Origin of the sequence: Gordonia sputi NBRC 100414 (assembly GCF_000248055.1) — a bacterium.
GTDB lineage: Bacteria > Actinomycetota > Actinomycetes > Mycobacteriales > Mycobacteriaceae > Gordonia > Gordonia sputi.
Genome location: NZ_BAFC01000137.1, coordinates 1 through 6,645, shown reverse-complemented (window position 1 = coordinate 6,645; position 6,645 = coordinate 1). Strand labels below are relative to the sequence as shown.

The following is a 6,645-nucleotide window of genomic DNA, read 5'->3' as shown; positions in this document are numbered from 1 at the left end:
CCCGACTTCAGTGCTGCTATAGAAAATATTCGCGTGTAAGCGATAACTCGTCCCGAGCCTTATCTACCAGGCGCAAGGCTCTACGGATTTCACGTCGGGTCACTCGGGCATTACGAGGCGAAGCAGCCCCCCGTATCGTCGACAACTCGTCCGCCAGGCGTGATGCCCTCTCAAGAGCCGTCCTGGCAGCTACCAGTTCGGATCGCAATTCTCCTGCCTGGATGCCTGTTTGGCGCTTCCAGTCGCCGAATCCTTCTGGTGTAGTAATACGACTCGGTGGCGACGTCCTGTTGCGACGCCACCGAGTCCTATGAACGGTTATCACGGGGTTAGCCTCAGTGGGCTATACGTGGACACATGCCCGTCCGCGATTGACGTACACGTTGTTTGGCTTGTGTTCCCACAACGTCGCACAGACCCAGCCGCTTCCATGTCCGTATCCTACCGCTCCCGGCCGGCCATTCGTCGGCCCATTAATACTCAGATTGGGTCCTGTGATCTGAAAGTGTCCATACGTATTACTGAACGCGCACCCATTCGCTGGGATACCTGCGATCGCCTGATAGCCACTACTTCCAGTGTTCACCACTAGTGTCCTGAGTCATTAATTGTCATTCGGTTGATAGACTGGGGAATGGCAACCCGGGGTCCGCGAGCAGTGGATGTTGTTCTGACCGATGACGAGCGCCGTGAGCTCGAAGGGTGGGCGCGTCGGCGAACGACGGCCTCGGGTTTGGCGATGCGATCACGAATCGTTCTCGCTGCCGCTGATGGCGGGTCGAATACCGAAGTGGCACAACGACTCGGCCTCAACCGAGGTACCGTGCGGCGCTGGCGAGGCCGGTTCGTCGAGCACCGCTGCGAGGGGTTGCTCGACGAACCCCGGCCCGGGCGACCTCGCACCGTCGACGACGAGCAGATCAAAGACCTGATCACCGCAACTCTCGAGACCACGCCGAAGAATGCGACACACTGGTCGACTCGGTCGATGGCTGAGTATCTCGGCATGTCGCAGTCAACTGTTTCGCGTGTATGGAGAGCGTTCGGATTGGCTCCACACAAACAGGATTCGTGGAAGCTGTCGAAAGATCCCATGTTCACCGAGAAGGTCCGCGACGTCGTCGGGCTCTACATGAACCCACCCGAACGTGCCCTGGTGCTCTGCGTTGACGAGAAGACCCAGATCCAAGCGCTCGATCGCACCCAGCCGATCTTTCCCATGCTCCCGGGCACCCCGCAACGGGCCAGCCACGACTACGTGCGCAACGGCACCTCCAGCCTGTACGCGTCGCCACCGCGGTCGGCGCACTGGCCGGGCTCGTCGTCGGCTGCATAGTGATCGTGGGGTGTGTCTGGGGAGCCGGTGTGGGCGCGGCGATCGGCGCCGTTGTCGGTATCAACAACGGCGACCCCCGCGCGGGGCAGGCGATCCTCAACTGGATCAACACGCCCTGACCACCACGGGGATGGGTGGCTCACGGCGAACCGAGCCCAGTTCGGTGGTGAGTCGACGCCGCAGCTGGCCGCGACGCGCCAGCCAAACGGGCACCCTGGTACCGACCCACGCTGCCCCTAATCCGGAGATCCACGTCACTGGCCAGGCACCAGGCGCGGTCGGCGGGCCATACGAAGGCCGGCGGGTCGTGAAGCAGCGCAGGCGTCTCGTGTGTCAGTGGCTGCTCCCACGCCTTGAGGTCGGACAGTGTGCCGACGTAGAGGTGGTAGTCGCGGTTGGGGATGTGCATTCGAGGCCCACCCGGTAGGGGAGACACCACACCCGAATAGCCGGCCCAGATCGCGAAGTAGCAGTCATCGGAGCTGCGCGTCGCCGCAGCCAGGGCTCTGCACGTCCTGGCGACGATAGCGTGCTCGTAACCCTCATAGGCGGGCTCTGTGAAGTCCTCGCGCGGAACGCTTTGGTGAGGACGGTCTGAATCCATCACCGTGACCGCGTCCGGGATCTCCTCTGCGGCGGCGGTCTTGAACCCGGTGAAGCCGTCCATCGCGACCACCTCGACCGCGTCACGGAAGGCGTCGTCGCGGTCGGCGAGCCAGGTCTTGAACGCCGCCTTCGACCGGCCCTCGACCATGTCCAGCAGCCTTGCTGGGCCGGCGCCATCGCGGACCGGGGTGAGGTCGATGATCACGGTGACGTACTTGTCGCCACGCCTGGTGTGGCGCCAGACGTGCCCATCGACGCCAATGACCTTCACGCCCTCAAACCGCGTGGGGTCGTTGATCAGCAGCCGCTTGCCTTCAGCCAGGACCGCGTTGTTGGCGGTGTCCCACGCGACCCCGAGTCCCTCGGCGACACGGGCGACGGTGAGGTGTGCGACCACGATCCCTTCCAGCGCCCACCGCAGCCCGGTGCGCGAGAGCTTCGCGCGTGGCTCCGCCGCGGCGCTGGTGTCTTGGCGCCACACGTGTCCGCAGTCGGCACAGCGGTAGCGGCGCACTACAACTTCCAGCACGGTCGGTCGCCAGCCCAGCGGCTCGTGGGCCAACCGCCGGATCACGGTGTCACGAGCAGCGCCTTCGCTGCCGCACCGTCGGCACCACTGATCTGGTTCCACCACGCGGCACGCGAGGACCGCACGATCCGGTTCAAGTCGTTGTCCGGTCACGCTCAGATCGAGGCCGTCGAGTCGAGCGAAGGCGGTCAGGTCAGGGCGGCCGAAGCCGGCCGGCGGGGTAGCGTCGGACACGTCGAGGTCTTTCGGATGGATGGCGTAGGAACCTCCGTCGTCGGGAGACCTCGACGTCTATCTGCGGACCGACGCGCCCGGCCGACCTATACCGTCATCTGAGAAGGACCCCTGAAACGTCTTCGACGACGACGGGACCGGCGAGCAGGAGGGCGCGGTGAGCTAAAGGAATGGAGCTTGCTCGGCTTCGACGCCGCCGCAAGCTCCGGTGAAACGGTCGGTACTGGTCGGTCGTCGTCGGTCACCACCGGATGGCGGCGTCCCCCACGCTCGGCGTTTGCGCAGGTCAGCGGCTCGTTCGCCCAGTGGGCGCATCAAGCGATAGACGCAAAGCCGACGTGATTAGGTCGTCGGTTCGATTCCGACAGGCGGCTCCGGCGAACAGCCCCTGACCTGCGGAAACGCAGGTCAGGGGCTGTTCGGTTCTGGTGGTCGCGCGATGCGCTGGCCTCACGGCTCTGCCCGACACCGACGTCGCTCTCCTCTGCGACGGACCCCTCGCCGGCTGAGCGCTCGCGGCCGGCATCCTGTCCGTGTGCCGATAGGCCTCGTACCGCTCGGCAACGCGGCGTGGCGTTGCGTCGCGACCTGGCGACGGCTCGGCGGGGCGCGATCGTCTCGTGCGTTGGCGGACTACGGGAGCTTGGACGCGAGGACGTCGGCCGCCAGGATCTCGGGTGCTGCGCCGAGGAGGTGCTGGTTGGCCATCAGGGCTGCGACGATGGCGCCGTTGGCGTGGGCGTCGCGAGCGGCCTCGTCGGGGAATGCATCGAAGATCCAGAAGGTGTCGGCGTGGGTCCTGACCGCGAACCAGACAATCGTTCCTACTTCTTCGTTGGCGAGTGAGACAGCGCCGGCGAGCAGATCGGCGACCGCGTCGTGCTGTCCATCGGCCGCGACGATCTTGGCGACGAAGGCATACGGAAGTGATGCGGGTGTGGACATGAGGGGTTCTCCTAGGTGTCGAGGTTTTTTGGTGAAGCGAGTTCAGCGTATGACGAGCGAGGGCCGGTGGGGAGTGGCGTATACGGCAGTATTGCTATTGTTTACGTCATGCGTATCGGACTGATCGCGATCGACGGCTGCTTCGGTTCGGCTATCGCGTCGATCATCGACATCGTGCGGGTGGCCGACGGAGCCCGCGGCGATGTCGACCCGCGGATCGACCCGATCGAACTCGCCATCCTCGGACCGAAACGGCGAGTGACCACGACGGCATCGATGACCCTGTCGGTGGACCACCCGCTGTCGGAGTCCGGAGAGTTCGACGTGGTCGTCGTCCCTGCGCTTGGAACCCTTACGGCCGCCGCTACCAACGACGCCCTCCAGAGCCGAGATGCTCGTTCGGTCATCGCCTCGCTCGGGCGCCTCGACGAGGCGACCACCCGGATCGCCGCGGCGTGCACCGGCGTGTTCGCCGTCGCCGAGACCGGACGGATGCATCATCGGCGGGCGACGACCAGCTGGTTCCTGGGGCCGGAGTTCCTGAAGCGCTATCCGACCGTCGCCCTCGATCTCGACACCATGGTCGTGGCCGACGGGAACCTCGTCACCGCCGGCGCCGCCTTCGCCCACATCGACCTCGCGCTCTCACTCGTGCGATCGATCAGCCCCGACCTGGCCCAACATGTCGCCAAGCTCCTCATCATCGACGAGCGCCCGTCGCAGGCGGCCTTCGTCGCCTACGAACATCTCCGGCACGAGGACCCGATCGTCGTCGAGTTCGAACGCTTCGTGCGCGCCCGCCTGGACGAACCGTTCAACGTCGCCTTCGTCGCGCAGTCGCTCGGCACCAGCCGGCGCACCCTCGAACGACGAGTCCGTGCGGCGCTCAACCTCACTCCGCTCGGCTTCGTCCAACGGCTTCGCATCGAACGAGCTCGGCACCTCTCAGCAACCACGGACCTCACCTCCGCCGAGATCGCGCTAGGGGTCGGCTACGCGAACGCCGAGACTCTGCGCTCCCTCCTGCGCAGGGAGCGACGCCGTTCCTGACCTATCGCCATGCCTGTAGCCGGTGTGCTAGTGCTCGACTGGAACCACCTCTCAGCACGTCGCGTCGACGCTCCCGCGTCGCCCCTGGACGACCCACTCGACACGCCCGCAGCACAGGTCATGTGACGTGTCCCGGCTTCGCGGACGGTCGGGGTTGGGTGGCTGTGATGTCGCTGCGTTCTCGTCGAGAGGATCAGCAGACCCGATCAGAGCCGATTGGGAAGTCACCTCGGCGGGCGCTGTGAAGGTCTGCGAGGTCGTCACGTAGCGGCTTGCTAAGCCGGTGCGGATTCTCGGCGAGCGGCCCGGAGATGAATTCGATGACAGCGTGAACGATCCGGGATGGTAGACGCCCGAGATCGCGGCGAGCTGGGGATGCGACCTCAACTCGGTACGGGCTGACCGAGTCGGGCGGTGCATCGCTCATTTCGGCGGCATGCCGTGTTCGGCGCGCAGGTCGTCGATGGACACGGTTTCACCGGCCGCGTACTCGGCGTGTGCGGTAGCGACGTCGTCGCGGACGCCGGCGTGTGAGAGCCAGTAGATCGTGTCGTGCAGCGATTCGAGGTCGTCGGCCGACATCAGCACCGCGGCAGGTTTGCCGTGCTTGGTGATCGTGATGATGTCGTGCGTGCTCTCGGCGCTGTCGATGAGCGCGGAGAGCTTGTCCTTGGCTTCACCGAGGGGCACTGTCGTCATACGTTCAGTGTAGCCGCCACGCTGGCCAGGATATGGCCTGATTTTTGGCCGATAGTGTACGTTATGTCAAGTAATGCTTGTCGGAGTCGAATAGCGGTGCTTGACATGCAAGCTACCACTACCCCACGCTTGAAGCGTGACAACCACTCATCTTGTGGATCTCGTTGACGCGCACAAGCATGCGTATGGAGTCAGCGATGCCGAGTTGGCGCGACGCATCGGGATTTCTCGGCAGAACCTGAACCTGTGGCGCACGCACGGGGTGCGCGGGCTACCGGCCCGTGCGACGTTGGAAGGCATCGCGACGGTAATCGGACGCACCTATCAGTCGGTCCTGGAGGCGGCACTGCGTGACGCCGGATACCTCGACGGTCCGTGGACCACCACCGACGACCACTAATTGAGTAGCTTCCGGATCGACTGAGACGTCGGGGGCACCGAGAAGGAAGCGCTAATGAAAGCATGGAGTCTGCGCTACTTTGGGCCACCACGGTCGGCGGCGCGAGGACGCGACAGAACAACCGCCACATCGGAAGGCCCAGCAAGATGACAGTGCCCACAATGAGCTCCTTGCGCTGGCGAGCCCAGCTCGGTGGCGGCCTGGTCGCCATCGCACTGATCACAGTTGGCTGTAGCGACAGCGAGGACACTGCATCGAGTGCCTCCAGTTCGTCGCCGACCCCGGCGCCCACCACTATCGTCACTCCCCCGCCGCCGGCATGGATCAGGGACCGTAGCTGCGGGGTGGCCTGGGGACCAGACGGCATCCTGGACATTGTGGCGTTGACTCCCGGCGTTGATTGTGGGGCCGCCAAGCGGGCCGCCGACACCTACATGTCCGACGTTGACGGGTTCATGTCTAGCAACCCTCTCGAGGTCGGTGACGGCTGGACTTGCCAGATACCGCACCTGCCGCTGGGCAGTCGATGCATCACCTGTCCGAACGGAATCGACCGGCCCCACGCTGATCACTGCTCCCACACCGCCGAAGCACTTTAACCGATCCGTCACTGCAGCATCATCGAGAAGCCGTCCTCGACACCGGCAGGTCCCGGGCCCGCTGGCTGTGATGTCTTCGCGCTGGCGGCGTCGGCGGGGAGAGGATTTCGCAGTGAGCAGCACCGCTCTTTCCGGGATCGAGGCGACCACCGAATCCGGCCCGCGGTGCTGCACGAAACCTTGGGGGCTCCATCGAGCCAGTGGCAATCCGACCGTGGTTGCCTCACCATGGAGGGGTGACTGCTGA

At 64.9% G+C, this 6,645-nt stretch carries 4 protein-coding genes and 3 pseudogenes; 3 read left to right on the top strand and 4 right to left on the bottom strand.

Annotated elements, in window-relative coordinates:
* Positions 1 to 634: 634 nt before the first annotated feature.
* Positions 635 to 1,291: pseudogene (locus GOSPT_RS22005) on the top strand (IS630 family transposase); the annotation flags it as partial.
* 643 nt (positions 1,292 to 1,934) lie between these two features.
* On the opposite strand, the pseudogene GOSPT_RS23410 reads toward GOSPT_RS22005, so the two are convergent.
* Positions 1,935 to 2,705: pseudogene (locus GOSPT_RS23410) on the bottom strand (ISL3-like element ISPfr2 family transposase); the annotation flags it as partial.
* 633 nt (positions 2,706 to 3,338) lie between these two features.
* On the bottom strand, positions 3,339 to 3,650 hold the full coding sequence (locus tag GOSPT_RS21995; RefSeq protein ID WP_005180837.1) for a putative quinol monooxygenase: 312 nt from the start codon (positions 3,648 to 3,650) through the stop codon (positions 3,339 to 3,341).
* Positions 3,651 to 3,758: 108 nt separating this feature from the next.
* On the opposite strand from GOSPT_RS21995, the gene GOSPT_RS21990 reads away from it, so the two are divergent.
* The gene (locus tag GOSPT_RS21990; RefSeq protein ID WP_005209254.1) at positions 3,759 to 4,700 is read left to right on the top strand and encodes a GlxA family transcriptional regulator; all 942 of its coding nucleotides are present in this window, start codon (positions 3,759 to 3,761) and stop codon (positions 4,698 to 4,700) included.
* Positions 4,701 to 4,914: 214 nt separating this feature from the next.
* Here GOSPT_RS21990 and GOSPT_RS24710 read toward each other — a convergent pair.
* A pseudogene (locus GOSPT_RS24710) lies at positions 4,915 to 5,127 on the bottom strand (type II toxin-antitoxin system RelE family toxin); the annotation flags it as partial.
* The gene (locus tag GOSPT_RS21985) at positions 5,124 to 5,399 is read right to left on the bottom strand and encodes a type II toxin-antitoxin system Phd/YefM family antitoxin (RefSeq protein WP_039857037.1); all 276 of its coding nucleotides are present in this window, start codon (positions 5,397 to 5,399) and stop codon (positions 5,124 to 5,126) included. The pseudogene GOSPT_RS24710 and the gene GOSPT_RS21985, both read right to left, overlap by 4 nt.
* A 136-nt stretch (positions 5,400 to 5,535) precedes the next feature.
* On the opposite strand from GOSPT_RS21985, the gene GOSPT_RS21980 reads away from it, so the two are divergent.
* Complete coding sequence (locus tag GOSPT_RS21980; RefSeq protein ID WP_168431420.1) at positions 5,536 to 5,799, top strand: helix-turn-helix domain-containing protein; 264 nt, start codon at positions 5,536 to 5,538, stop codon at positions 5,797 to 5,799.
* Positions 5,800 to 6,645: the final 846 nt, after the last annotated feature.